The 26,034-nt window shown below is 63.8% G+C and carries 22 protein-coding genes; 8 read left to right on the top strand and 14 right to left on the bottom strand.

Annotation, left to right across the window (positions count from 1 at the left end; genetic code table 11):
* Window positions 1-40: 40 nt before the first annotated feature.
* Entirely contained in the window at window positions 41-931 is an 891-nt protein-coding gene (locus OSW16_RS16010; RefSeq protein WP_267816711.1) for a LysR family transcriptional regulator, read from the bottom strand.
* 103 nt (window positions 932-1,034) lie between these two features.
* Between OSW16_RS16010 and nfsB the strand changes: the two genes are divergently transcribed.
* Entirely contained in the window at window positions 1,035-1,688 is a 654-nt protein-coding gene (nfsB, locus tag OSW16_RS16005; RefSeq protein WP_267816709.1) for an oxygen-insensitive NAD(P)H nitroreductase, read from the top strand.
* Between the two features lie 33 nt (window positions 1,689-1,721).
* Here the strand turns inward: nfsB and OSW16_RS16000 are convergent, their stop codons facing one another.
* Window positions 1,722-2,876, bottom strand: a complete 1,155-nt coding sequence (locus OSW16_RS16000) for a cysteine desulfurase family protein (protein WP_267816707.1) — start codon at window positions 2,874-2,876, stop codon at window positions 1,722-1,724.
* Window positions 2,877-3,042: 166 nt separating this feature from the next.
* Window positions 3,043-3,969, bottom strand: coding sequence for a LysR family transcriptional regulator (locus OSW16_RS15995; RefSeq protein ID WP_267816705.1), 927 nt, complete (start codon window positions 3,967-3,969; stop codon window positions 3,043-3,045).
* Between the two features lie 139 nt (window positions 3,970-4,108).
* Between OSW16_RS15995 and OSW16_RS15990 the strand changes: the two genes are divergently transcribed.
* Window positions 4,109-5,338 carry an acyl-CoA dehydrogenase gene (locus tag OSW16_RS15990; RefSeq protein WP_241805218.1) on the top strand — a complete coding sequence of 410 codons (1,230 nt, stop codon included), beginning with the start codon at window positions 4,109-4,111 and terminating at the stop codon, window positions 5,336-5,338.
* A gap of 63 nt (window positions 5,339-5,401) precedes the next feature.
* Here the strand turns inward: OSW16_RS15990 and OSW16_RS15985 are convergent, their stop codons facing one another.
* The 3 genes from OSW16_RS15985 to mrdA all read right to left on the bottom strand — a co-directional run bounded on the left by OSW16_RS15985 (window position 5,402) and on the right by mrdA (window position 9,934).
* Window positions 5,402-6,466, bottom strand: a complete 1,065-nt coding sequence (locus OSW16_RS15985) for a TerC family protein (RefSeq protein WP_267816702.1) — start codon at window positions 6,464-6,466, stop codon at window positions 5,402-5,404.
* Window positions 6,467-6,637: 171 nt separating this feature from the next.
* Window positions 6,638-7,945, bottom strand: coding sequence for a substrate-binding domain-containing protein (locus tag OSW16_RS15980; protein WP_267816700.1), 1,308 nt, complete (start codon window positions 7,943-7,945; stop codon window positions 6,638-6,640).
* A 96-nt stretch (window positions 7,946-8,041) separates the two neighbouring features.
* Window positions 8,042-9,934, bottom strand: coding sequence for a penicillin-binding protein 2 (mrdA, locus tag OSW16_RS15975; protein WP_267816698.1), 1,893 nt, complete (start codon window positions 9,932-9,934; stop codon window positions 8,042-8,044).
* Window positions 9,935-10,332: 398 nt separating this feature from the next.
* Between mrdA and nhaA the strand changes: the two genes are divergently transcribed.
* The 4 genes from nhaA to OSW16_RS15955 all read left to right on the top strand — a co-directional run bounded on the left by nhaA (window position 10,333) and on the right by OSW16_RS15955 (window position 13,722).
* Window positions 10,333-11,691, top strand: a complete 1,359-nt coding sequence (gene nhaA, locus OSW16_RS15970; RefSeq protein ID WP_267816696.1) for a Na+/H+ antiporter NhaA — start codon at window positions 10,333-10,335, stop codon at window positions 11,689-11,691.
* Between the two features lie 145 nt (window positions 11,692-11,836).
* Window positions 11,837-12,352 (top strand): DUF3455 domain-containing protein, encoded by a 516-nt coding sequence (locus tag OSW16_RS15965; RefSeq protein ID WP_372490496.1) that lies wholly within the window; start codon window positions 11,837-11,839, stop codon window positions 12,350-12,352.
* A gap of 105 nt (window positions 12,353-12,457) precedes the next feature.
* Complete coding sequence (locus tag OSW16_RS15960; RefSeq protein WP_267816693.1) at window positions 12,458-13,006, top strand: sigma-70 family RNA polymerase sigma factor; 549 nt, start codon at window positions 12,458-12,460, stop codon at window positions 13,004-13,006.
* Complete coding sequence (locus OSW16_RS15955; protein WP_267816691.1) at window positions 13,003-13,722, top strand: anti-sigma factor; 720 nt, start codon at window positions 13,003-13,005, stop codon at window positions 13,720-13,722. The genes OSW16_RS15960 and OSW16_RS15955 overlap by 4 nt, the downstream gene beginning before the upstream one ends.
* A gap of 66 nt (window positions 13,723-13,788) precedes the next feature.
* Here OSW16_RS15955 and OSW16_RS15950 read toward each other — a convergent pair whose 3' ends face one another.
* Window positions 13,789-15,147, bottom strand: a complete 1,359-nt coding sequence (locus OSW16_RS15950; protein WP_267816689.1) for an 8-oxoguanine deaminase — start codon at window positions 15,145-15,147, stop codon at window positions 13,789-13,791.
* A gap of 448 nt (window positions 15,148-15,595) precedes the next feature.
* Between OSW16_RS15950 and ggt the strand changes: the two genes are divergently transcribed.
* Together ggt and OSW16_RS15940 are read left to right on the top strand one after the other, a co-directional pair.
* Window positions 15,596-17,386 (top strand): gamma-glutamyltransferase, encoded by a 1,791-nt coding sequence (gene ggt, locus OSW16_RS15945; protein WP_267816687.1) that lies wholly within the window; start codon window positions 15,596-15,598, stop codon window positions 17,384-17,386.
* A gap of 44 nt (window positions 17,387-17,430) precedes the next feature.
* Window positions 17,431-18,312: a LysR substrate-binding domain-containing protein gene (locus OSW16_RS15940; RefSeq protein WP_267816685.1), complete on the top strand. Its 882-nt coding sequence runs from the start codon at window positions 17,431-17,433 to the stop codon at window positions 18,310-18,312.
* 55 nt (window positions 18,313-18,367) lie between these two features.
* Here OSW16_RS15940 and dctM read toward each other — a convergent pair whose 3' ends face one another.
* The 7 genes from dctM to OSW16_RS15905 form a co-directional block, all read right to left on the bottom strand.
* Window positions 18,368-19,651 carry a C4-dicarboxylate TRAP transporter large permease protein DctM gene (gene dctM, locus OSW16_RS15935; protein ID WP_267816683.1) on the bottom strand — a complete coding sequence of 428 codons (1,284 nt, stop codon included), beginning with the start codon at window positions 19,649-19,651 and terminating at the stop codon, window positions 18,368-18,370.
* Complete coding sequence (locus OSW16_RS15930; protein WP_267816681.1) at window positions 19,651-20,283, bottom strand: TRAP transporter small permease; 633 nt, start codon at window positions 20,281-20,283, stop codon at window positions 19,651-19,653. The genes dctM and OSW16_RS15930 overlap by 1 nt, the downstream gene beginning before the upstream one ends.
* Before the next feature lie 69 nt (window positions 20,284-20,352).
* Entirely contained in the window at window positions 20,353-21,351 is a 999-nt protein-coding gene (locus tag OSW16_RS15925) for a TRAP transporter substrate-binding protein (protein WP_241805205.1), read from the bottom strand.
* A gap of 121 nt (window positions 21,352-21,472) precedes the next feature.
* Window positions 21,473-22,291 (bottom strand): HpcH/HpaI aldolase/citrate lyase family protein, encoded by an 819-nt coding sequence (locus tag OSW16_RS15920; RefSeq protein ID WP_267816678.1) that lies wholly within the window; start codon window positions 22,289-22,291, stop codon window positions 21,473-21,475.
* A complete protein-coding gene (locus OSW16_RS15915; RefSeq protein WP_267816676.1) occupies window positions 22,288-23,487 on the bottom strand; it encodes a CaiB/BaiF CoA transferase family protein in 1,200 nt (399 codons plus the stop codon). Before OSW16_RS15915 ends, OSW16_RS15920 begins: the two co-directional genes overlap by 4 nt.
* 18 nt (window positions 23,488-23,505) lie before the next feature.
* A complete protein-coding gene (locus tag OSW16_RS15910) occupies window positions 23,506-24,855 on the bottom strand; it encodes an MmgE/PrpD family protein (RefSeq protein WP_267816674.1) in 1,350 nt (449 codons plus the stop codon).
* 10 nt (window positions 24,856-24,865) lie between these two features.
* Window positions 24,866-26,029, bottom strand: a complete 1,164-nt coding sequence (locus tag OSW16_RS15905) for an acyl-CoA dehydrogenase family protein (RefSeq protein WP_267816672.1) — start codon at window positions 26,027-26,029, stop codon at window positions 24,866-24,868.
* Window positions 26,030-26,034 lie beyond the last annotated feature (5 nt).

The following is a 26,034-nucleotide window of genomic DNA, read 5'->3' as shown; positions in this document are numbered from 1 at the left end:
GAATCCGCCCTGCGTTTAGAATAATTGTGCACAGCAGGCTTCAGCGCGGCTGCTGCGCCGCGAAACGCTCGCGCAGCCATAGATGCAACTGCGATACCGCAGGCGACAGCTGCTTGCGGTGTGGACACACCAAGGTTACCGGGCTCAGTTCACCCGGGTGCTCCGGCAGCAGCACTTGCAGCTCGCCAGTTGCCACATTGGCGCTGACATCCAGCCACGATTTGTAGCCGATACCCTCGCCAAGGATGGCCCAGCGCCGCACCACATCGGCATCGTCGCTGAACAGTGGGCCACTCACCTGAACGGTACGGTTGCCCAGCCGCCACTTGTCGTAGATACGCCCCTGTTGCAGGTAAAGCAGGCACGCATGCTGCTGCAAGTCATCCAGCGTCTGCGGCCGCCCGTGACGCGCCAGGTAGGCCGGCGAGGCCACCAGCACACGACGATTCCACGGTGCCAGGGGCAGGGCGATGTAGTTGGCTTCTTCGTTCAGGCCATAGCGTATGGCCACGTCCACCGGGTCGCGGAACAGGTCGGCGACCTGGTCGGACAGGTGCAGGCGCAGGGTCAGCTCAGGGTGCTCGCGGCGGAAATCACTCAACCATGGCAGCAGGATATTGCGCCCAAGGTCCGAGGGCGCCGACACCTGCAGCACCCCACGCAGGGTGCTGTTGGCGCCGTGCAGGTTCTCCCGGCCTTGGCGCAGGCTTTGCAGCACGCTGAGCGCGGTAGGCAGGTACAGCTCGCCCTCGGCTGTCAGGCGCAGGCTGCGGGTGGTCCGTGCGAACAGGCGCACGTCGAGGTCACGCTCCAGGCGTTTGATGGCAGCGGCGACCTGCCCGGGCAGCAGGTCGGCCTCGTGGGCGGCGGCGGTGAAACTGCCCAGTGCGCTGCTGCGCACGAACAGTTCGAGGTCGGTGATGCGGAGCATTTTCACTCCATGGGTGAAAGTGTTGCTGCATTTTGCTGCTTTTTTTGACTGGCAGGAAAGATAATATGCGCCGCACGTCCCGTTCCGCTTAAGGAGTTGCAACATGGATACCGTTTCTCTGGCCAAGGGCCGCTACACCACCAAGGCCTACGATGCCGCGCGCAAGATCCCTCAGGCCACCATCGACGCCTTGCTCGAGCAGCTGCGCCACAGCCCATCCTCGGTCAACTCGCAGCCATGGCACTTCATCGTGGCCGACAGCGCAGAGGGCAAGACACGCCTGGCCAAGAGCACCCTGGACGGTTTTGCCTACAACACGCCGAAGATCCTTGATGCGTCCCATGTGATCGTGTTCTGTACCCGCACCGACATGACCGAAGCACACCTGGACGCGGTGCTCGACCAGGAAGCGGCCGACGGACGTTTTCGCGATGATCAGGCCCGTGCCGGCCAGAACCAGAGCCGTCGCCATTATGTGAACCTGCACCGCTACGACCAGAAAGACCTGCAGCACTGGATGGAGAAGCAGACTTACCTGGCCCTGGGCACTGCATTGCTCGGCGCTGCCGCCCATGGGCTGGACGCAACGCCGATCGAAGGTTTCGACAGCAAGATCATGGATGCCGAACTGGGCCTGCGTGAGCAGGGGTACACCAGTGTGGTGGTGCTGAGCCTGGGTTACCGTAGCGAGTCGGACTTCAATGCCGGGCTGAACAAATCGCGCCTGCCGGCTTCGAAGGTCTTCACCTTCCTCTGACGGAGGCCGGTGCAGCAAGCGGTAACGCCAGGTTCACCACAAGGCCAGCGAAGCGCCCGCAACTGAGCGTTCGAACACCTCGATCGCTTTGTCCACCTCCGCTTCGCTGGTAAACCGCCCGATGCTCAAGCGCACGCTTTTGCGCGCCTGCGCCTCATCCAGCCCCAGCGCCAGCAGTACATGCGACGGCGCGTGACTCGCCGAGTTGCACGCCGAGGTGCTCGATAGCGCCAGCTCACTGGCCAGCGCCAGGCTGTTGAAGCTCGGGGCTTCGATACAGAGGTTCAGGGTATGCGCTACGCGCTGGCGGGCGCAGCCGTTGAGGCGGACCCCAGGCACGGCCAGCAGCCCTTCGCGCAGCCGCCGGGCGAGCTGCTCGATGCGCTGATGCTCGCTGTCGCCAGGCTGGCCGGCCAGGGCGAAGGCGCTGCCCATGCCAACGATCTGATGGGTAGGCAGGGTGCCTGAGCGCAGGCCAAGCTCATGGCCACCCCCGTGGATCTGGGCCCGCATCCAGGCGCGTGCGCGAGGGCCGACATACAGCGCGCCAATCCCTTTTGGCCCATAGACCTTATGGGCAGAAAACGACATCAGGTCTACCGCCATCGCCCGCAACTCGATGGCCAGCTTGCCCACCGCCTGGGCCGCATCCACGTGCAGCAGGGCGCCATGGGCACGCACGCGCTCGCCAATGGCAGAGAAATCGGTGACGGTGCCCAGTTCGTTGTTGACTGCCATCAGCGAGACCAGGCGGGTATCCTCGCGCAGGGCCGCCTGTACGTCGTAGGGCTGAATCAGGCCGGCAGCGTCCGGGGCCAGGCGGGTGACTGCCCAGCCCTGGCGCTCCAGTTCGCTGACGGTATCGAGTACGGCCTTGTGCTCGAGTGCACTGGTGATCAGGTGGCCTGGCTGGCCAATGCCCTGCGCGATGCCTTTGAGCGCAAGATTGTTGGACTCGGTGGCGCCCGATGTCCATACCAGCTCTTCAGCGCTCGCCCCGACACGCTTGGCCACTTGCTGGCGAGCCTGCTCCACGGCCTCGCGAGCCCGCTGGCCGTAGGCGTGACCCGAGGAGGCGGGGTTGCCGAAGTTCACCTGGCGGCCGAGGCAGGTGAGCATGGTTTCAATGACGCGGTCGTCTACCGGTGTGGTGGCGGCGTAGTCGAAATAGAGTGGGGCGCTGGGCATGGTGTTGGGTCCGTAGCTGTCGCCGCGGGTTCGGCGATCCTGACAGCAAGCGTACCCCGGGCGCTGCGAAAATTTTTGCCCTTGTTTTCATGGTTTACCCGTTTCCGTAGAAAACTATTCTCCAAAAGTGAATGATCGTAGGTCGTTTTATAACTTTGGCCGACCCTCACGCGCTTTCCAAACTCCGCTCTTCTTCAGCCACTACCCGTTGGCACAGCTCGATGATCTGCTCGCGCATCCAGCGGTTGGCCGGATCCTGGTCGGTGCTCTCGTGCCAGTACAGGTGCGTCTCGAGCGCAGGCACTTCCACCGGCAAAGGCTGGTAGCGCAATTGGTGGCGGCGGGCGAACCGTTCTGGCACGGTCATCGCCATGTCTGTCTGTTGCAGCACTTGGGAAGCCATCAGGTAATGCTGCGAGCGCAGGGCGACTTTGCGTTGCACACCCATCTTGCCCAGCGCCAGGTCGACATAGCCCAGGCCGTTTCGGCGGCTGGAGATATGGATATGGGTCATGCCCAGGTAGCTCTCGACGGAGAGCTTGGCGTCGGCCAGCGGGTGGCCCTGGCGTACGGCGCAGACGTAGCGGTCCTGCATCAGCTTGACATGGCGCACCTGCGGATCGGTGTTCAACGGCGCGTCGACGGCAAAGTCCAGGCGCCCTGCAGCCAGCTCCTTGGTGGTTTCACGCCGCTTGCACAGGAAGCTCTCGATCAGCACCGCAGGCGCCAGGCGCCGCAGGCGCTGGAACAGCGGGGGCAGGATCACCGCTTCGGTAAGGTCGGTCATGCTGATGCGGAAGGTCTTGTTGGCCTGCTGCGGGTTGAAGATGCGGCTTTCCTGCACCGAGGTGCGCAGCAGCGCCAAGGCGTTGCGCACCGGGCCGATGATGTTCTGCGCCATGGGGGTCGGCACCATGCCCTGGGCGGTGCGCACGAACAACGGGTCGTTGAAGGTTTCGCGAAGGCGCGAGAGCGCGTTGGAAACCGCTGGCTGGGTAATGCCGACGATCTGCCCGGCGCGGGTCAGGTTGGCTTCGGTATAGATGGCATCGAAGACGATGAACAGGTTCAGGTCGACCTTGCTGAGGTTCATGGGCGCCGCTCTTTGTTGGAATTATCGGCCGATCATATATCGGTTATGAATGTTTATACACGCAGAAAATAGACTAGGTGGATTGAGCTGTGCTGCTCTAGGCTCTGCCCATGTACTTCGAACCGTGAAGGTAGCCCCGATGGATTTCGCCTATTCACCCAAGGTCCAGGCTCTGCGCGAGCGCGTCACCGCGTTCATGGATGCCCATGTCTATCCCGCCGAGCCAGTGTTCGAGCGCCAGGTCGCAGAAGGTGACCGCTGGCAACCTACCGCAATCATGGAGGAGCTCAAGGCCAAGGCCCGCGCCGAGGGCTTGTGGAACCTGTTCTTGCCGGAGTCGCAGTACGGTGCCGGCCTGAGCAACCTGGAGTACGCGCCCCTGGCCGAGATCATGGGCCGCTCGCTGCTGGGGCCGGAGCCCTTCAACTGTTCGGCGCCGGACACGGGCAACATGGAAGTGCTGGTGCGCTATGGCAGCGAGGCACAGAAGCAGCAGTGGCTTGAGCCGCTGCTGCGGGGCGAGATTCGCTCGGCATTTGCCATGACCGAACCTGACGTAGCCTCCTCGGACGCCACCAACATGGCCGCCACTGCCGTGCGTGACGGTGATCAGTGGGTGATCAATGGCCGCAAGTGGTGGACCTCCGGGGCCTGCGACCCGCGTTGCAAGGTGATGATCTTCATGGGCCTGTCCAACCCTGACGGGCCGCGCCACCAGCAGCACTCGATGGTGCTGGTGCCGACTGACGCACCGGGGGTGAAGATCGTTCGGCCGTTGCCTGTGTTCGGTTACGACGACGCCCCCCATGGCCACGCCGAGGTGCTGTTCGAAAACGTGCGTGTGCCCTACGAAAACGTGATCCTTGGTGAGGGTCGCGGCTTTGAGATCGCTCAGGGGCGCCTGGGCCCAGGCCGTATTCACCACTGCATGCGCTCGGTCGGCATGGCCGAACGAGCGCTGGAGTTGATGTGCCGGCGCTCGGTCGAGCGCACGGCGTTCGGCCGGCCGCTGGCACGGCTGGGCGGCAATGTCGACAAGATCGCTGATTCACGCATGGAAATCGACATGGCGCGGCTGCTGACCCTGAAGGCGGCATACATGATGGACACGGTCGGCAACAAGGTGGCGCGCAGTGAGATCGCACAGATCAAGGTGGTGGCGCCGAATGTCGCATTGAAGGTGATCGACCGCGCCATTCAGCTCCATGGTGGTGCAGGGGTGAGTGGGGATTTCCCGCTGGCATACATGTACGCGATGCAGCGTACCTTGCGCCTGGCTGACGGGCCGGATGAGGTGCACCGGGCGGCGATCGGCAAGTACGAGATCGGCAAATATGTGCCGGTTGAAATGTTGCGTAGCGGGCGGTGAGCGCGGCCTCGATAAACGCTTGCTCAGTGTTCTGAAAGCAATGTACGCAGCAGATGGAGGGGATCAGACCCGCAATTGCGGGTCTTCTTCCTTTTTGGCGCTTTCGGGCTGCTTGGGTGGGAGCTGCTCCCCTTGCACGTCGCCCACGACCGCTTTCTCGCCGCGGGTCTTGATCAGCGACACCACGACCCCACCGAGCAACAAGCCGAAAGTCACGCCCAGCGACAGCAGTGCCGGCACCTTGCCGACCATGCCGTGGTAGAAGATCTTGCAGCCAATGAAGATCAGCACCAGCGCCAGCGCGTACTTGAGGTACACGAAGCGGTGCATCAATGCCGACAGGGCAAAGTACAGCGAGCGTAAACCCAGAATGGCAAAGATGTTCGAGGTGTAGACGATGAACGGGTCCTGCGTGATAGCGAAGATTGCCGGCACGCTGTCGACCGCAAACACCAGGTCGGCCAGCTCGATCAGCACCAGCGCGAGGAACAGCGGTGTGGCATAGCGCAATGCCTTGCTCTCGCCTGGCGGGGTGAGGCGCACGAAGAAGTGTGAGCCATGAATCTGGTCGGTCACGCGCATGTGCCGCTTGACGAATTTGAGTACCGGGTTGTTGGCCAGGTCGGGGTGGCTGTCTTCTTTCGAAAGCGCCATTTTTACCCCGGTAAACAGCAGGAATGCCCCGAAGATGTACAGCACCCATTCAAAGTTCTGCACCAGTGTCGCGCCCACGCCGATCATGATCGCGCGCAGGACGACCACACCCAGAATGCCCCAGAACAGTACCCGATGCTGGTAACGGCGGGGGATGGCGAAGAAACCGAAGATCATCGCCATGACGAACACGTTGTCCATCGACAAGGACTGTTCGACCAAAAAGCCGGTGTAGAACTCAAGCGCCGACTGCGCGCCCAGTTCGTACCAGACCCACGCGCCGAACAACACGCCCACGCTGAAATAGCCCGAGTACAGCAGCAGGCTTTCGCGCATTTCGATTTCGCGTTCTTTGCGGTGCAGCACACCCAGGTCGAGTACCAGCAGGCCGATGACGATGGCCAGGAACACCAGCCACAACCAGGTGCTGGTGCCGAGAAATGGGGTTGTGAGAAAGGTCTGTAGAGCTGTCATGAGCCCCTCCTTGATTGTCGACGTTGCATGGCAACAGTGATCCGACATGGCGGCGCGCAGCCGTCAGAGGGGCCCGGTATCACATGGATTTGAGCCTAGCCCCATTTCCCTGTGATGCCGAGTGGCGTGCTGTTACAAATTTTTGCCTGAGCCCATGCGCGGCGGCCTGCCTCAGTACACCCAAACCTCCACCCGGCGGTTACGCAAGCGCCCCTGTTCCAGCTCGTTACCCGCGACCGGCAGCTCGTCGCCCATGCCGGTGACCTCCAGCACTTCCACACCATCGCGCGCCAGTTCACGGCGTACCGCCTGTGCTCGCAGGCGCGAGAGCAGGGCGGCGCGGCCTGGTGTTTCCTTGGGGTCGCCAAAGCCGACCAGCACCGCCTTGCTTTGCAGCTTGCCGGCCTGGCGCAGGTAGTCGGCGACCCGCTGTACATCGCGCAGGGCTTTGTTGTCGAGGCTGGCACTGCCCTCCTGGAAGCGGAAGTTGACGCTCAGGCGTTGCGCTTGCTGGGCCAGGTTGCGGTAGCGCGGTGGCATGTCGGCTTGCGCCGGCACTGCAAGGGGCCGGATCTGCTGTGAAACGAACCCCTGCTCAGCGACGATCGACTGGCCAGCAGGGCTTTGCGCGAACTCCGCCAGAGCCTTGGCCTGAGGTTTGGCGTTGGCGGGCAGATACAGATACAGCCGGCGCGAGAGGGGGTAGTCCTCGCTGGCCACTTGCGGGCGGTCAGGTAGCATGGCCGGCGCATTGCCTTCGGCAATTGCCAGCACCTTGGCCCCGTGCACGGCTGCCAGGCTGCTGAAACCGATGGCCTGGCGATCGGCAACCACGTTGTCGGCCAGCCTGTCACCGGACTCGAAGCGCTGTGCTCCGGGGGCCAGTTCACCTTGATGCGGCTCCAGCACCAGCGCCTTGAAGGTCTCGAAAGTACCGGAGCGATCGTCGCGGGCATACACGTGGATCGGCCCCCCCGCGATACCCAGTTGCTCCCAAGTGCCGATAGCGCCGGAAAACACCTGAGCCAACTGCGCAGTGGTGAGCTGCGGCAGGGGGTTATCGGGGTGGACGATCACTGCCACGCCATCCAGCCCGATCACCTGCTCGGCGCCGGCTGCACGCAAGTCGCCCAGCGCCTTGAGCTGGCGCACCTCGGTATCGTTGATGGGGCGAGACGCTGCGGCCAGATCGGCCTCGCCACGGCCAAGCGCGATAAAGCCGGTGCTCGAGCCGTGCGCCGCGATGTCGATGCGCAGCGGCTGGCCGTGGGCGTCTACGGCGGTGATCACGGTCTCGTTGGCCAGCGCGCCTGGGCGTTGCTCGATCGCCGTTGCCTGTTGCGCCCACAGGTGCCCTTGCACCAGCGCGGGCAACAGCGCCGCGCCGATGGTGTTGGACCCTTGCACCCGCAGGTGTACGGGGTCGGCCACGGCCGTCAGCGGGAGCAGGTGAAGCAGCAAGAGCAACAGACGGAGCATGCCGGGCGACCTTTGGCACAGAATTGCCCGGCAGATTACGACGGTAGCGTGACCGAAATGTGACTATGGGGCCGGCGATCAGTTTGCCGGGCAGCCTCAGGCGTGTGGAACCTGCTTGGGCGCTGCATCACCGGCATACTGCGGTTTCAGGTGTCCCTGGTCATCCAGCAGGTATGCATCCATCACCTCGCGCACCACAGGGCCGGCCACCCGGCCACCGGCCTCACCGTTCTCGATCAACACCGCCACGACCACGCGCGGGTGGTCAGCGGGTGCAAAGCCGACGAACAGGGCATTGTCACGGTGGCGCTCCAGTGTCTTGTTGCGGTTGTAGCGCTCACCTTGCTTGATCGCCACCACCTGCGCCGTGCCGCTCTTGCCAGCGATGCGGTACTGCGCGCCAGCGGCGGCGGCGCGGGCAATGCCGCGCGGGTCATGCATGACCATCTGCATGCCCTGGCTGACCTGGTCCCAGGCGTGCCGGTCGTGCAGCACGATGTCCGGCATCGGGTTCGGGTCGACCGGTGTTTCGTCACCCACGGTCAAAGCCAGGTGTGGGCGGTGCCATACGCCCTTGCTGGCCAGAAGGCTGGTGGCCTGGGCCAACTGCAGCGGGGTGACCTGCATGTAGCCCTGGCCGATGCCCAGGATCAGCGTTTCGCCGGGGTACCAGGCCTGGCGGCGGGTGGCGCGTTTCCATTGAGCAGACGGCATCAACCCCGAAGCCTCTTCGTTCATGTCCAGCGAGACCTTCTGGCCAAGGCCGAATTCGGCCATGTAGTCGTGCAGGCGGTCGATACCGAGCTTGTGCGCCAGGTCGTAGAAGTACGTGTCGTTGGAGCGCATGATGGCGGTGTACATGTCCACCCAGCCATCGCCGCTGCGGTTCCAGTTCCTGTACTTGTGCGCGTAGTTGGGCAGCTCGTAGTAACCCGGGTCGAACACCCGGCTGCCGGGGGTGATCACGCCACTGTCGAGGCCGGCGATGGCCACTTCCGGCTTGACCGTCGAGCCCGGTGCATACAGCCCGCGCAGCACGCGGTTGAACAGCGGCCGGTCGATGGAGTCACGCAGGGCGGCGTATTGCTTGAAACTGATGCCCTTGACGAACAGGTTGGGGTCGAAGCCTGGGTTGCTGACCATTGCCAGCACGTCACCGTTGGCCGGGTCGAGCACCACCACCGCGCCGCGGCGGTCACCCAGGGCCTTTTCGCTGGCCAGTTGCAGGTGCGCGTCGAGGCTGAGGTGGATGTCTTTGCCGGGGATCGGGTCCTGATGGTTGAGCACGCGCATCACCCGGCCCTGGGCGTTGGTCTCGACCTCTTCGTAGCCGACGTGGCCGTGCAACTGGCTTTCATAGAAGTGTTCGATACCGGTCTTGCCGATCGATTGAGTGCCGCGGTACTCGGTGCTGTCGAGGGTCTTGGCTTCCTTTTCGTTGATCCGCCCGACATACCCGACCGAGTGGGCAAAGTGCTCGGCCAACGGGTATTCACGGATGAACTGCGGTTCGACATCCAGGCCGGGCAGGCGGAACTGGTTGACTGCCACCAGGGCGATCTGCTGCTCGGTCAGGCCAACCATCAGGGTGACCGGTTCGAACGGCTTGCGCCCACGGCGCAGGTCCTTGTCGAACTGCTTGCGCTCATCCTCGCTCAAACCCAGAACCTGGATCAGGGTATCGAGCACCTTGGCCGGGTTGCCGGCGCGCTCTCGGGTCATGGTCAGGTCGAAACTGGGCTTGTTGTCGGCCAGTACCACACCGTTGCGGTCATAGATCAGCCCGCGCTCGGGGGCGATGGGCAGTACGTGTACGCGGTTGTTTTCCGATACCGCGCTTTGCTGGTCGTGTTGCAGTACTTGCAGCACGTAGAGACGGCCGACCAGCACGGCGACCAGGCTGAAGACCAGGGCAGCGCAAGCCAGGAGCCGGCGGTTGACCAGGTGCTTTTCCTTTTCGTGGTCTTTGAGAGGGATCGGTTGGGGCATGGGCGGTGATGTGTCGGCTGAACGCGAAACCTGTGGGAGCCGGCCTGCCGGCGACTACGCCAGGCCAGCCAACATGGATGTAGACGAGTGCCATGCACTCGAATCGCCGGCAGGCCGGCTCCCACAAGCATGCGGGGCGGCGATGCTACGCGTGCCGGGGGCTCTGCTCAAGACAGCTGCCATGCGCACAACCGAGCATCCGGCGTTTCACCCCGCAACCCGGGCGCTCACAGGCACTATGAAGATTTGTTCATGCAGCTGCGTTGGCCTGAGACCGACAATGGATGACGTGGGGCAGGCCATGTGGTTAGAATGCCCGCGGGTGCTAGCTGCATGAAGCAGTGACGCAGGTTAAATAACTACGCAGGTCGGGCCGCCGTGCGGGAGTTCTTGTGCCCATGCAAAAACATGCAATGCCCCGTGCCCAGCAGCTTGCCCAGCGTGCATTCGCCAACTTCGAGCGCTTTCTGCACATCGAGGCCGTGAGCGGTGTCGTACTGTTGATCGCCGCGGTTGCAGCACTCATCTGGGCGAATTCGCCCGCTGCCGAAAGCTACGACGCCCTCTGGCACACGCCGATAAGCTTCGGCCTCGGCTCCCTGGTCTATTCCCAGTCACTGCACTTCTGGATCAACGACGGCCTGATGACCATCTTCTTCCTGGTCGTGGGTATGGAAATCCGTCGCGAAATCCATGAAGGCGCGCTGTCCAGCCTGCGCCAGGCCACGTTGCCGATGGCGGCAGCAGTCGGCGGTGTGGTGGTACCCGCACTCATTTACCTGGCGTTCAATCATTCGCCACCCGCGCAAGAGGGCTGGGCTGTGCCCACCGCCACCGACATTGCCTTTGCGGTGGGTGTACTGGCGCTGCTGGGCAAGTCGATTCCTTCCAATGTGCGGGTGTTCCTGCTCGCCCTGGCGATCATCGACGACATCATCGCCGTGCTGATCATTGCCTTCTTCTATTCCGGTGGCCTGGATTACAGTGGCTTCGGCGTCGCTGGCATCGGCCTGCTGCTGGTGCTCGGCCTGCAGAAGATCGGTGTCGGTACGGCCTATGCCTACGTCATCCCCGGGTTCATCACCTGGCTGGGTATGTTGATGACCGGTGCCCACCCCACCTTGGCGGGCGTGGTGCTCGGCCTGATGACACCGGTCAGGGCGATGCCCTTGGGCGAGCGCCCGCTGGAGGCCGTTACCCGCTTCACCGACGACCTGCTAGGGCGCGCCAAGGCACCGGAGATCGATGACAGCGAGTTGATGAACCCGTTGAAGAACCTGCGTGTGGCGCAGCGGGAGCTGGTTGCTCCTGTGCTGCGCGTGCAAGGCCATCTGCACCCTTGGGTGGCTTTCGCGATCATGCCGCTGTTCGCCCTGGCCAACGCCGGTGTCGGGCTGTCTGGTGTCGACCTGTCTGCCGATGGCCCTCACTGGGTGATGACAGGCGTCGCTGTGGCGCTGGTGCTGGGCAAGCCGTTGGGTATCGTGACGATCAGTTGGCTGATGGTCCGTTTGGGCTGGTGTGCGCTGCCGGCGGGCGTTACCTGGCACGGCATCACGCTGATCGGGCTGTTGGCGGGCATCGGCTTTACCATGTCGATCTTCATTGCCAACCTGGCGTTCTCTGACCCTGGCGTTCTGGGCGCGGCGAAGCTTGGCGTGCTGTCCGGCTCGGTCATCGCGGCTGTGATCGGCGTGACCTGGGGTGTATGGAGCCTGCGCAAGGCAGCCAAGGCCGCACCCGCCCAAGTTGGCTGATGGGCGAGCCGGGTAACGGGCGAGTGGGTGCACATTTTTTTCTGCAGGTGCATCCAATCTGCAACCTGGCGGGTATTACCGGTAGCGCGACTTCGCGCTGTCGATTACTCGCCAGGAGATTTGCACCATGAACAGCCCAGTTACCATGTTGATGCTCACAGGCGGCTTAGTCTTGATCGTGGCCAGCCAAGCCGCACACGCTCAATCCGCGTTGCCGGCCGCGGTCAAGGTTCCGGACGGCCACAGCGTCATGCTCGAAACCGTCGGTGTGGGCCAGGTCACCTACGAATGCCGCGACAAAGCCAATGCACCCGGCCAGACCGAGTGGACATTCGTCGGCCCCAAAGCGGTACTCAAGGACAGGTCTGGCAAGGCGGTGGGCGACTACTTCGGCCCCCCAGCCACCTGGCAGGCCAAAGACGGTTCGAAGGTCACCGGCACCCAGTTGGCCGTGGCGCCAGCGGGCAAGGGCGACCTGCCTTACCAACTGGTTCAGGCCAGCCCGGCCGAAGGTAAAGGCGCCATGACGGGTGTGAGCTATATCCAGCGCGTGGCTACCCGTGGCGGGGTCGCCCCGGCAACTGCCTGCTCGATGCAGAACAAAGGTGAGCGCAAAATCGTCGACTACCAGGCCGACTATATCTTCTGGGCGGCAAAATGATGGCAGTGCGTATAGGCAGGTGAGCCACTGGCGTCTACGCTGATCGACAGCCCCCCGGCCCAATGGCCGGGGGAACCGTCCAGGGACTACAGGGCTGACCTTGCATTGAACTCACCTTTGCCCCCTTTCGATTTTCAGCGTTGCCTTGAAGCTTGCGCAGAGGGAGACCGCCGAGCGCTGCATGCACTCTACGAGGAGGAGGGCGCACGCCTGTTAGGTGTGGTGCGCCGTATCGCCCGTGACCACGCTACAGCGGAAGACATCCTGCACGATGCGTTCATTCGGATATGGTCCCGCGCAGCCAGCTTCGATGCTTCACGTGGTTCTGCGCGGGGCTGGATCTATAGCGTGACCCGGCACCTGGCGCTCAATTACATACGCGACACCCGGCGCGAAGTCGTGCTGGATGAAGAAGCGTTCGACAGCGCACAAGTCCCGTTGCCCTATGCCAGTGATATCGATCTCATGGCGGACTCGGCCAAGGTTCACCGTTGCCTGGAGCAACTGGAGCCTTCACGCAAGCTGTGCATCCTGCACGCGTATGTCGACGGTTGCAGCCATGCCGAAATCGCCGGGTTGCTGAACACGCCGCTGGGCACCGTCAAAGCCTGGATCAAACGCAGCCTGAAGGCGTTGCGGGAGTGCATGGGATGAAGAAGCCACAAGGCGAGACCGCCGACGCACTCGATGAATTGGCCGGGGAGTATGTGCTGGGTACCTTGTCGGCTGAACAGCATGAGGCTGTGCGTAAACGCCTTACGGAGGATCGGCAGTTGCGTGCTGCCGTGGATGCCTGGGAGCAGCGGCTACTGGCGTTGAATGCGCTCGCTGAGCCTTTGGCGCCCAGCCCACGGTTGTGGGCGCGGATCAGCCGCAGCGTCGACGCACAGCAACAGCCGCAGCGCGTCGGGCCGCCAGCGCAGGCCGAGCGTTGGTGGCATCGCTTGGTGCTGTGGCAGGGCCTGGCCGGTGCAGGCCTGGTTGCCAGCCTGTTGTTGGCCTTCACGCTGCTCACCGCCAAACCGCCAGAGCCTTCCTACCTGGTGGTGCTGGTTGCGCCGGCAGACAGTGCCCCGGGTTGGGTGGTGCAGGCAAGCGATACACGCAGCATTCAGCTGATACCCTTGGGGCAGTTCGCGGTACCGAGCGACAAGGTGCTGCAGTTCTGGACCAAGGGCGAACAGTGGCAGGCGCCACTGTCGCTGGGCCTGGTCAAACCTGGCGAGCAATACCGCGTGCCCGCCGATGGCCTGCCCCCGCTGGAGCCCAACCAACTGTTTGAGTTGACCCTGGAAAGGGCCGGTGGCTCGCCGACCGGACGCCCAACCGGGCCGGTGCAGTTCATCGGTCGGGCGGTGAAGGTGCTGTGACAGCGCCTTGCGCAGGGCCCGGCAAAGCGGCGCCCGCGCGCCGCTCCACGGGCTTGCATGCCGGTATCAGTCGCCGCTAACCAGCTGGCGGGCCAACTGGTTGTGGCGCTCCAGTACCAGCGGCAGGTCGACGGTGGTGATGCGCCCATCCTTGACCACTACACGGCCGTTGATCAAGCTGGTGTGGACCTGGGTCGGGGTGCAGAACACCAAGGCCGCAAGCGGATCGTGGTGGGCGCCTGCGTAGGCGACATGGCCGAGGTCGAAGGCGACGACGTCGGCGACCATGCCCGGTGCCAATGCCCCAATGTCATTACGGTTGAGTACCTTGGCACCGCCCAGGGTGGCAATTTCCAGCGCTTCGCGGGCGGTCATCGCATCAGGGCCGAAGCCGACACGTTGTAGCAGCAGAGCCTGGCGCACTTCACCGATCATGCTCGCGCCATCGTTGGAGGCCGAGCCGTCGACCCCCAGGCCTACCGGCACCCCGTGGTCGCGCATCTTGCGGATCGGCGCGATACCGGAGGCCAGGCGCATGTTCGAACACGGGCAGTGAGCGACGCCGGTGCCGGTACGGGCGAATAGCTCGATGCCGTGCTGGTCGAGCTGCACGCAGTGCGCGTGCCACACATCATGGCCGACCCAGCCCAGGTCCTCGGCGTATTCAGCCGGTGTCATACCGAACTTTTCGCGGCTGTAAGCGATATCGTTGACGTTCTCAGCCAGATGAGTGTGCAGTGAAACCCCGTAGTTGCGTGCCAGTACCGCGGCTTCGCGCATCAGGTCGCGGCTGACCGAGAATGGCGAGCAGGGCGCCACGACCACGCGCAGCATCGAGCCATGGCTGGCGTCATGGTAGTCCTCGATCAGGCGCTGCGACTCCTTGAGGATATCGCTTTCCTTTTCCACCACCGAATCTGGCGGCAGGCCGCCTTGGCTGCGACCCACGCTCATGCTGCCGCGCGCGGCATGGAAACGCATGCCGATTTCCCCGGCGGCGTGGATACTGTCGTCGAGCTTGCAACCATTGGGGTAGATGTACAGGTGGTCGCTGGAGGTGGTGCAGCCGGAGAGGATCAGTTCGGCCATCGCGGTCTGGGTCGACACCGCGATCATCTCGGGCGTCAACCGTGCCCAGATCGGGTAAAGGTTGGTCAGCCAGTTGAACAGTTCACCGTCCTGGGCCGCTGGCACCACGCGGGTCAGGCTTTGGTACATGTGATGGTGGGTGTTGACCAGCCCCGGGATGACCACCTTGCCGGTCATGTCCAGAATCTCGTCGGCATGCTGGGGCAGTTCGTCGCTGGGGCCGACCTGCTTGATCAGGTTGTCTTCTATGAACAGGCCGCCGCGTCTGATTTCGCGGCGCTCGCCGTCCATCGTCACCAGCAGTTCGGCGTTCTTGATCAGCAAAGTCTTTGGCATAGGTATTCCTTCCCGCTAAGGGCGGGGTGCAATTTGTCAGTGCGGACACCTGGTTGTTATCGCGGCAACCAGGCCCGGCTTGGAAAACACGGTGTGGGCAGCAGGGCCGGTCAGCGCAGCCGGGCACGCACCGACGACGCCGGGTCACTAAGACTTGGCGTAAGGCGGTGGAGGGGTGCAAAGGGCAACGGGTGAACGGCGAATGCGTCGATTCGCAAGGGGCGCTCGAAGGGAATGAGCAGATAGGGGTAGTACATGGCTTTAGCCTGTCGCAATACGCAGCAGCGATTACCACTGTCGTAGGCGCGGGTTGATGTAACCAGAAATGTTCATTTTTGTATACGAGAAATTGTGCATTCAATGCCCCGGTGGTGCCACGGCGCTTTGCGCAGTACCTGCCCTGGTTTATGTTGGGCGGCCAAGGCACGCACTTCGACAGGACGCCACCATGCCATCGTCTTCCCAATTGATCAGCACCCTGTGCCTTGCCCTGGCCAGTCCCTGGGCCTGGGCCGACCAACCGCTGCCCGCGCCGCCTGAGCTTGAGTCCGGGTACCGCTCTGGCCTGCAAGCGGTTCACGCCAACCGGCACATGGTGGCGGCTGCCAACCCGCTGGCCAGTGAAGCCGGGCGGGCAATGCTGCGTGCCGGTGGCAGCGCTATCGATGCCGCGATTGCCATGCAGATGGTACTCACCCTGGTCGAGCCGCAATCGAGCGGCATTGGCGGTGGGGCGTTCATCCTGTACTGGGATGGCAAACGGGTGCAGGCATTCGACGGCCGCGAGACCGCGCCGGCAGCGGCGACGCAAACGCTGTTCCTGCAACCGGACGGCACCCCGATGCCGTTTCGGGCAGCGCAGATCGGCGGGCGCTCGGTAGGCGTACCCGGGGTGCTGCGTGCCTTGGAAATGGCGCACGAGCAACATGGCAAGCTGCCGTGGAGTCAACTGTTTGCGCCGGCCATCGCGCTGGCACGCAGTGGCTTCCCCGTGTCCGAACGCCTGCACGCGTTGCTGGCGGGTGACCCTTTCATCGCCAAATCACCCGCCATGGCCCGCTATTTCCTGGATGAGCACGGCCAGCCGCTGGCGGTGGGCACGCAGCTACGCAACCCCGAACTTGCCCATACCTTCGAACGCATCGCGCAGCAGGGCGTTGAGGCGTTCTATACCGGTGAAATTGCCGAAGCGATAGTCGCCCAGGTACAGGGGCATGCCAATGCCGGGTTCCTGTCCCTGGCGGATTTACGCGCGTACCAGGCCAAGGAGCGCACGCCGTTGTGCGGCCCCTACAAGGCCTGGCAGATCTGTGGCATGCCGCCGCCCTCGTCCGGTGCGGTGACCGTGCTGCAGACCCTGGGTATCCTCGAGGCGCTGCAGCACGCCATGCCACAACGGGACCTTGTGAAGCTGCCGCCCAGCCCCAGTGCCTCGCCTGCAGGCCTTGAGCCTGCGCCGCTGGCCGTTCACCTGATTGCCGAGGCCGAACGGCTGGCCTACGCCGATCGTGCCCAGTACCTGGCCGACAGCGACTATGTGCCGATACCGCTCAAGGCACTGACCGCCCCGGCGTACCTGGCCCGGCGGGCCACGCTGATCGGTGACTTCAGCATGAAACAGGCCCGGCCGGGCAGGCCGCAGGGGGCGGACCTGGCCTTGGCCCCGGACCGCTCGCCACTGCGCATTTCCACCTCGCACGTTTCGGCGGTGGATGACAGCGGTCAGGCGCTGGCCATGACCACCTCGGTAGAGGCGGCATTCGGTTCGCACCTGATGGTCAAGGGCTTCCTGCTGAACAATCAGTTGACCGACTTTTCATTCATCCCTCAGGAGAAGGGCAAGCCCGTTGCCAACCGGGTGGAACCGGGCAAGCGGCCGTTGTCGGCGATGGCCCCGACCCTGGTTTTCGCGCGGGCGTCCGGGGAACTGGTGGCCAGCCTCGGATCACCCGGTGGCTCGCAGATCATCGGTTACGTGAACAAGGCGCTGGTAGGTTTGCTGGACTGGCGGCTCGACCCGCAACAGGCCAGCAACCTGCCAAATTTCGGCAGCCGCAACGTAGGTACTGAAGTGGAAGCCGGGCTGACCAGCCCGGCGCTGGTCCGGCAATTGGCGGTCTGGGGCCATGAGGTGACGCCCATGACCATGACCAGCGGCATGCAGATCATCCAGCGCTCCGGCGCAGGCTGGGCGGGGGGCGCCGACCCGCGGCGCGAGGGCGTGGCGCTTGGCGATTAGTCGTGGTAGAAGACAACCTTGCCATTCAAAAGTTGAATACCGGGATGTCTATCAGCGTTAAATCGAATAGGAGCCTGTTCGACCTCGACCTGCTGCGTGCCATTGTGGTGGTGGCCGATTGTGGCAGCTTCACCACCGCTGCCGCACGCCTGCATTCGACGCAATCGACCATCAGCCAGAAAGTCCGCCGTCTCGAGGACATGGTTGGCCACCGCCTGCTGGTGCGCGGGAACCGTGACGTGTTGCCGACCGACGCCGGCCAGACCTTGCTCGGTTATGCCCGGCACATGCTGGCATTGAACGACCAGATGCTCGAAGCCCTGGCCGGTGCCATGGTCGGCGTCACCGTACGCCTGGGCGTTCCCGAAGATTTCGTCGGTGGGCGCACCACCAACGCGCTGTCGGCATTCAGCCGGCTCCACCCGCAGGTCAAGCTGGAGGTCACCAGCGGGCTGTGCCGCGACCTCAGCCAGGCCTATGACAACGGTGAACTTGACCTGGTACTGCTCAAGCAGCGACGCAACAGCCGCGAAGGCGTAGCGTGCTGGCCCGAGCGCCTGCAGTGGATCGACAGCGCACGCATGCCTGCCTTCGAACTCGACCCGATCCCGCTGGTGACATTTCCGCCCCGCGGGCTGTACCGCGATGACATGATCAGCGCCATCGAAGGCATGGGCCGGCGCTGGCGCATCAGTTTTACCAGTTCCAGCCTCAGTGGCATCCAGGCAGCGGTGGCCGATGGTATGGGCATAAGCCTGTTGCCGCCACGGGCGGCCACTGGGGAGCATCGAGTGCTAGGGGGGGAACAGGGACTGCCGGAGGTGGACAGCTACGAAATCGTCATCGTCCACCGGCCGACCGCAGATGTGATGGTCACGGCATTGGCCAAGGTGATGTCCCAGGTGCTGGAGGGGGGAGGGATCTGATGCCTTTACGGCCCCAGCGCCGGCGTGCCGCCGATGGGGCCGGATGATCAGTGGATCACGGCATGCCCAGCCACTGCGGCAGTGCCAGCGAAATGAACGGCACGTACGTCACCAGTATCAGGAACAGCAGCAGGATCGACAGCCACGGCAGTGCGGCGCGAATCGTCTGCCCCAGCGTCAGGCCCGTCACCGCTGACGTGACGAACAGGTTCAGCCCCACCGGTGGATGCACCAGGCCGATCTCCATGTTCACCACCATGACGATCCCCAGGTGGATCGGGTCGATCCCAAGCTTCATGGCGATCGGGAAGAAGATCGGCGCCAGAATCAGGATGATCGCCGACGGCTCCATGAAGCTGCCCGCGATCAGCAGCACGACGTTGACCATGATCAGGAAACCGATCGGCGTCAGGCCCTCGGACATCACCCACTGGGTGATCTGCTGCGGGATCTGCTCGGTGGTCAGCACATGGGCGAACAACATGGCGTTGGCGATGATGAACAGCAGCATTATGGTCAGCCGGCCCGACTCCAGCAGTACTTTCGGGCAGTCGCGCAGGCGCATGTCCTTGTACACGAACAGCGCGATGAACGCCGAGTACACCGCTGCCACGGCGGCCGCCTCGGTGGGGGTGAACATGCCGCTGTAGATGCCGCCCAAGATGATCACCAGCAGCAGCAGCCCCCAGAACGCACGCCTGGCGGTACTCAACCACTGGGCAAAACTGGCACGAGGTTGTGCCGGCAGGTTCTTGATCCGGGCGACGATGTAGATCGTCACCATCAGCGCCAGGCCCAGCAGGATGCCGGGTACCACACCGGCCATGAACAGCTTGCCTACCGAGGTTTCGGTCGCCGCCGAGTACACCACCATGACGATCGATGGCGGAATCAGGATGCCCAGGGTGCCGGCGTTGCAGATGATCCCGGCGCCGAACTCGCGCGGGTAACCGGAGCGCACCATGCCGGCAACGGCAATCGAGCCCACCGCCGCGACCGTGGCCGGTGACGAGCCCGACAGCGCGGCGAACAGCATGCATGCCAGCACCGCGGCAATGGCCAGGCCGCCGCGTATGTGGCCGACACAGGCGTTGGCGAAGTCGATCAGCCGCTGCGCCACGCCCCCGGTGGTCATGAACGCGCCTGACAGCAGGAAGAAGGGGATGGCCAGGAAGGTGTAGCTGTCGGAGGTCTCGAACAGCTTGATCGCCAGCGAGCTCAGGGAGTCCTGGCTGAACATCAGGATTGAAAGTGCGCCCGACAAGCCCAGCGAAATCGCGATCGGCACCCCCAGGAACATGAACACGAACAACAACAGGAACAGGCAGATGACCGTCATCAGTGATGCTCCTCACCTGGGTTGGCCAGCTTGCTCGCCTCGGCAGCCTCGTCGGCCAGGCCCAGGCCATACTGGCGATGGGTGAACAGGCGATAGAGGATCTGCAGGTAGCGGACGATGACCAAAGCGAAACCGAAGGGCACGATCAGTGCGATATGGCCGACCTTGATGCCGTAGCGGTCAAGGTCTTCGGCGCCGATGCCGGCGACCAGCACCGCGCTTACCCACTTGATGCTCGCCACCAGGAACAGCCCGGCATACGCCAGGCAACAGGCACAGGCGATCATCGCCAGCACGCGTTGCACAGGCTTGCGGGTGCGCCGCACCAAAACGTCGACCCCTAGGTGGCCGGCGGTGCGCACGCCATAGGCAATACCGAAAAAGATCAGCCAGCCGAACAGCGCCTTGGTCAGGGCTATGCTCCAGGTCATTTCCTGGGCGTAACCCATCAGGTGGTCGCCGATGCCCAGCAGCAGGTCACTGGCAAAACTCCAGTGATCACTGAGCGTGTAGAACACGGTATAGAGGTTGTTCAGTGCTACGTAGACGAAGGTCACCAAGGTCATGGCCGCCAGGAGAAAGGCGATCATGCCTTCCTCGAAGTGCTCCCAGACACGCCTGAGCGATTGCATAGGAATTCTCCACACAGAGAGAGGGTTGGCCACCTGTGCCAGAGGTGGCCGGGGCAGGGCGGGCGGCTGTCAGGAAGCCTTGTTGGCCGCCTCGGCGGCCTTGATCAGGTCTGCGCCGATCTGGTCGGAGAACTTGTCCCACACCGGGCGCATGGCCTCACGCCATTGCTGGCGCTGCTCGGCAGTCAGGGCATCGATCTCGCTGGTCTTGGCATCGATGATTTTCTGCCTGGAGGTCTGGTTGAGGGCTTCGGCCTGCTTGTTCACCTCGACGGTGACCTGGTCCATGAGCGTTTGCAGCTCGGTACGTACATCCTCAGGCAGGCCGCTCCAGAACTTGGCGTTGGTGATCACCATGTAGTCGATCAGGCCATGGTTGGTCTCGGTGAAGAACGGCTGCACCTCGTTGACCTTCTGGCTTTCGTAATTGGACCAGGTGTTTTCGGTGCCGTTGACCGTGCCGGTCTGCAGGCCCTGATAAACCTCGGCGAAGCTCATCTTGCGCGGGTTGGCGCGGATCGCCTTGAACTGCTCTTCGAGCACGCTGGAGGCTTGCACGCGGAACTTCAGGCCGCGGGCATCTTTGGGCAGGATCACTTTCTTGTTGGCCGACAGCTGCTTGAGACCGTTGTGCCAGTAGGCCAAACCGTGGATGCCTTTATCGTCCATCGAGGTCAGCAATGCCTTACCCTGCGGCCCTTGCTGGAAGCGGTCGACGGCCGCCAGATCGTCGAACAGGAACGGCAGGTCGAAGATCTGCACCTGCTTGTTGTAGTGCTCGAATTTGGCCAGGGAAGGCGCCAGCATCTGCACATCACCCAACAGCAGTGCCTCCATCTCCTTGCCGTCGCCGAACAGTGACGAGTTGGGGTAGACCTCGACCTTGACCTTGTCCTTGAGCTTCGGGTCTTGCGCCACCAGCTTCTGGAACATCAGCGCACCCTGGCCTTTGGGCGTGCTGTCGGCCACCACGTGGGCGAACTTGATGATTATCGGATCGGCAGCCTGTGCAAGGCTGGCCATGGACACTGCAGCGGCGCAGAACAGCGCCTGGGTCAGCTTCAACATCGATGTCACCTCTGATTTATTGTTGTAGGAGGATTGGAGGTAAAGATGGACCAATGGCTTGCGTGTGGTGAATTAGCATTTGTATAAGACAGCATTCGGTATAGCCGAACGCCCGCGCGGTTCAAGCGGGCGCCTGTGCCAACAACCGTTGCGCCCGCAACACCACCGGCGCATCCACCATTTGCCCGTCCAGCTGAAACGCACCGGCCCCGTTGGCTGCGGCGCTCGCCGCCAGCACCCGGCGGGCCCATGCCAGCACTTCGGCGCTGGGGGTGAAAGCCGCGTGAATCACCGCCACCTGCGCGGGGTGAATGCACAACGCCCCGCCATACCCCAGGTCGTAGGCATGGCGCATCGCCTGGTGCAAACCTTCGGCATCGGCAATGGCCGGAAATACCCCATCGAGCGGTGGCAGCAGGTCGGCACCCCGCGAGTGTAGCTGCACGGCCATGCGTGCTTGATCGAGAAATTGCCGGGCAGCAGCGCTGTCGGTGTTCAGGTGAAGGTCCAGCGCCAGGTCCAGGCTGCCGAACGACAAGCGCTCGACCCCCTCGGCATGGGCGATCTGCTCCAGCGCCAACAGCCCCTTGGCGCTTTCGATGATGGGCCATACCGGTTTGCCGGTGTGCCGTGCTACGGCCACCTGGGCTGCGTTTTCCACCTTGGGCAGCAGCACGCCGGCGATGCCAGGCTGCTGCGCGCAAAAGGCCAGGTCCGAGGCATGTTCCGGGTGCTGCGGCGCGTTCACCCGGACCCACACCGACGCCAGTGGCGTGGCCTGCAGGAAAGCCTCCAGGTTGTCCCGGGCCTGACGCTTGAGGGGCTCCTCCACGGCATCCTCGAAATCGACGATGACGGCATCAGCCCCCGCCGCCAGCGCCTTGGCGAAACGCTCAGGCCGGCTGCCGGGTACGAACAGCGCAGAGCGGACGGCGTTCATACCACACCGCTTGCGGCCAGGCTGGCCTGCTCTGCCGGGCTCAAGCCCAGTTCGCCGAGGATGCCCTGGGTGTGTTGCCCAAGCGCCGGCACGGCGTCCATGCGCGGGGCAAAGGCTGCATTGCGCCCTGGTGGCAGCAGCGAGGGCAGCTTGCCGGCAGGGCTGTCCACTTCACGCCAGCAGTCGCGGGCCTGCAATTGTGGGTGGTGCCAAACCCCGTGCATGTCGTTGACCCGGGCGTTGGCGATTTGCGCCTCTTCAAGGCGTGCCACTACCTGGTCCAGCGACAGGGTGGCGAAGCCCTCGATGATGATCTGGCGCAGCACCTCGCGGTTATCCGAGCGCTTGAAGTTGGCATTGAAGCGGTCATCACTGGCCAGCTTCGGGTCAAGCAGCACCTTTTCGCAAAACAGCGCCCATTCCCGTTCGTTCTGAAGGCCAAGCATGATGGTGCCGCCACCGCCGGTGGGGAACGGCCCATACGGGTAGATGGTGGAGTGCGAAGCGCCGGCACGCGGCGGCGGCGGCGCGCCGTCGTAGGCGTAGTACATCGGGTAGCCCATCCACTCCACCAGGCTTTCGAGCATCGAGACGTCGATGCGGCTGCCGACACCGGTTTTCTCCCGCAGCAGCAACGCCGAGAGCACGCCGGTATAGGCGTACATGCCGGCGGCGATGTCGGCGATCGAGCAGCCGGCCTTGGCCATGTCGTTTTCGCCCGAGCCACCGGTCACCGAAAGAAAGCCGCCTTCGCTCTGGATCAGCAGGTCATAGGCTTTTTTCTTTTCATAAGGCCCGCCTTCGCCATAGCCGGAGATATCGCACACGATCAGCCGTGGGAAGCGCGCGTGCAGGGCCTCGAACGACAGCCCCATGCGTGCGGCTGCACCCGGGGCGAGGTTTTGCACCAGCACATCCGCCTTGGCCAGCAGGGCCTGGAGAATACCGTCGGCGGCGTCCTGCTTGAGGTCCAGGGTGAGGCTTTCCTTTGAGCGGTTGGTCCATACGAAGTGCGAGGCCAGGCCATCGACACGTTGATCGTAGCCGCGGGCGAAATCGCCGCTGCCAGGGCGCTCGACCTTGATCACGCGGGCGCCTAGGTCGGCTAGCTGACGGGTGCAGAAGGGGGCCGCGATGGCGTGCTCCAGGCTGATCACGGTGATGCCGTCCAGCGGGCGGGGCGTTGTTTGAGTCATAGGGTCACCTGTTGGTGTTCAGTGCAGATCAGCCAGTGAGCGGGCGTCGCGCAGTTGCCACACGCTCTCGATCAATGCCTGGCCCTGGGCCGGGCTGCGCGCGCCGGAATAGGCCAGCAGGCGCTGGAACTTGGCCTCGAGCTCAGGGCGCGACAGGGTGTTGCCGGGGTCGCCTTTGGGTTCGTCGATGGCGGCGCTGAAGCGCCGGCCGTCGTTGCTGGTGACCTCCACGCGGCCCAGCCAGCGCTTGGGGTAGGCGGCGTCCACTTCGGTGTCCAGGTGCATCTCGACGCGCTCGCGAAAGTGCGCAACCTGTGGGTCGTTCAGCGCCAGGTCACGGAAGTCGATGAGTTGAGCGCTGCCATGCACCGCAATCAGGCCAAGTACGGTGCCCATCGAGAACTTGGCCTGGTGGACGGTGGCCGGTGTGGTAACGCGGCCAAGCACATCGATCGCGCCCTGATGCACGCGGGTGACGACGTTGGCGATCTGATCATGGCGCAGGCCTTCGCGCTGCATCAGCACCAGCAAGGCATCGGCGGCGGGGTGGGTATGGCGACACGACGCGTGATACTTGAATGAGGTTTCCACCAGGGCCCAGCGGGTGCCCAGGCGGTCGCTCAGGCGCGCCGGGTCAGCATCGCAGGACATGCCGGCGGCCATGCCCTGTTCGCCTTCGAGGATATTGCGCGCACCGCTCAGGCCATCGGCGGTGAGGTAGGCGGCCAGCAGGCCGTCGGCGGCAGCCTTGGCGGTGTGCAGCTGTTTGGAATCGGCGGCGTCGCGCAGAAACTCCCAGAGCCCGGCGGCCTGGGTGCCAGCGCTGCCGAGCAGGTTGATGAACTGCGCCTGGTTGAAGCCCAGCAGTTTGCCCACACCCACGGCGGCGGCCAGGGTGCCGACAGTGGCGGTGGTATGGAAGATGCGGTAATGCGAGCGGCCGAGGAATTCACCGATGCGGATGCCGGCTTCATAGCCGGCTACCGCAGCCAGCAGCAGGTCCTGGCCAGACTTGCCCAAGTCCTGCGCCGCCGCCAGAACGGCAGAAAACACGACGGTGGCCGGGTGCAGCACCGAGCTGTTGTGCAAATCGTCCTGCTCGACCAGGTGCGAGGCCGCGCCATTGACCAGGGCGGCGAAGTAGGGCGATGACGTGCGCCCGTTGGTCAGCACCTGCGCACGGCCTTGCGCAGGCCCCATGCGTTCGGCATAGCGCTCGACCAGCGGGATCGGATGCGCGCCTTGGCTTGCCAGGGCTGAGCCAAGCCAGTCCAGGAACAGGTCTTCGGTGCGGTCCAGCACGTGGCCGGGCAGGTGCGGGTAGCGCAGGTCGGCGAGAAAGCCGGCCAGGGCATGGGTATGCTGCATGCTCAAGCCCTCAGAAGCTGCGCGGCAGTTCGAGCAGGTGCTCGGCCACGTAGGACAGGATCAGGTTGGTGGAAATAGGCGCCACCTGGTAGAGGCGGGTCTCGCGGAACTTGCGCTCGACGTCGTATTCGCAAGCGAAGCCAAAGCCGCCGTGGGTCTGCAGGCACGCATTGGCAGCCTCCCAGGAAGCCTTCGCCGCCAGGTACTTGGCCATGTTGGCGCTGGCCCCGGCCGGCTGCCCGCTGTCGTACTCCGCGCAGGCGCGCCAGCGCATCAGGTCGGCGGCCTCGATTTCGATGTGCGCCTCGGCGATGGGGAACTGCACGCCTTGGTTCTTGCCGATCGGCCGGCCGAACACCTCGCGGTCACGGGCGTACTGGCTCGCTTTCTCGACGAACCAGCGGCCATCGCCGATGCATTCGGCGGCAATCAGGGTGCGCTCGGCGTTGAGGCCGTCGAGGATGTAGCGGAAGCCCTTGCCTTCTTCACCGATCAGGCTGCTGGCCGGCAGCTCGAGGTTGTCGAAGAACAGCTCGTTGGTCTCGTGGTTGACCATGTTGGCGATCGGCTGCACGGTCAGGCCCTTGCCGATGGCCTCGCGCAGGTCGACCAGGAAGATCGACATGCCCTCGGACTTTTTCTTCACCTCAGGCAAGGGCGTGGTGCGGGCCAGCAGGATCATCAGGTCGGAATGCTGGACCCTCGAGATCCACACCTTCTGCCCGTTGATCACATACTTGTCGCCCTGGCGCACCGCCGTGGTCTTGATCTTGGTGGTGTCGGTACCGGTGGTCGGCTCGGTCACGCCCATCGACTGCAGGCGCAGTTCGCCACTGGCCAGTTTGGGCAGATAGTGGCGCTTCTGCTCCTCGCTGCCATGGCGCAGCAGGGTGAACATGTTGTACATCTGCCCATGCACGGTGCCGGAGTTGCCACCGCAGGCATTCACTTCTTCCAGGATCACCGAAGCTTCGGCCAGGCCCAGGCCCGATCCGCCGTAGTGCTCGGGGATCATCGCCGACAGCCACCCAGCGTCGGTCATGGCTTTTACAAAGGCTTCGGGGAAGCCTTTTTCTTCATCGATCTTGCGCCAGTAGCCGGCGTCGAATTCGGCACACAAGGCGCGCACGCCTTCGCGGATGGCATTGAGATCATCGCTGTCGTACGTATGCATGCGGG

Origin of the sequence: Pseudomonas putida (assembly GCF_026625125.1) — a bacterium.
Lineage (GTDB): Bacteria > Pseudomonadota > Gammaproteobacteria > Pseudomonadales > Pseudomonadaceae > Aquipseudomonas > Aquipseudomonas putida_X.
This window is presented reverse-complemented; position numbering and strand designations above follow the sequence as displayed.